The organism is Pseudomonas sp. BP11-1-1 (assembly GCF_052112105.1).
Classification (GTDB): domain Bacteria; phylum Pseudomonadota; class Gammaproteobacteria; order Pseudomonadales; family Pseudomonadaceae; genus Aquipseudomonas; species Aquipseudomonas alvandae.
Genome location: NZ_JAUTYU010000051.1, coordinates 1 through 461 on the forward strand (window position 1 = coordinate 1; position 461 = coordinate 461).

The 461-nt window shown below is 62.0% G+C and carries 2 protein-coding genes; both read left to right on the plus strand.

Annotated features, from left to right (window positions below):
- On the plus strand, window positions 1–239 hold a 239-nt coding region (locus Q7C33_RS28950; RefSeq protein WP_407684600.1), incomplete at its 5' end, for an NAD(P) transhydrogenase subunit alpha.
- Window positions 239–461 (plus strand): NAD(P)(+) transhydrogenase (Re/Si-specific) subunit beta (locus Q7C33_RS28955; protein WP_407684582.1); only part of this gene is annotated, 223 nt, incomplete at its 3' end. The genes Q7C33_RS28950 and Q7C33_RS28955, both read left to right, overlap by 1 nt.

A 461-nucleotide genomic window follows, 5' to 3' on the forward strand; every position in this document is an offset into this window, starting at 1 on the left:
TAACACCCGCACTGCACACGCCGTTGATGGCGGTGACCAACGCCATTTCGGCCATCGTGATCGTCGGCGCCATGCTCGCCGCCGCGCTGACCGTAACGCCTCTGGGCAAGACCATGGGCACCCTCGCAGTGGCCTTGGCCGCAGTGAACGTGTTTGGTGGCTTCCTGGTAACGCGCCGCATGCTTGAGATGTTCAAGAAAAAAGCCCCGAAAGCCGTAAAAGAAGAGGCGCCCAAGTAATGAGCATGAACCTGGTAACGACGCTCTACCTGATCGCGTCGATCTGCTTCATCCAGGCCCTCAAGGGCCTGTCGCACCCCACCACCTCCCGCCGTGGCAACCTGTTCGGCATGCTCGGCATGGCGCTGGCGGTGCTCACCACTGTGGGCCTCATCTATAAGCTCGGTGCCGAGCTAGCCACCGCCGGCATCGGCTACGTCATTGTCGGCCTGCTGATCGGCG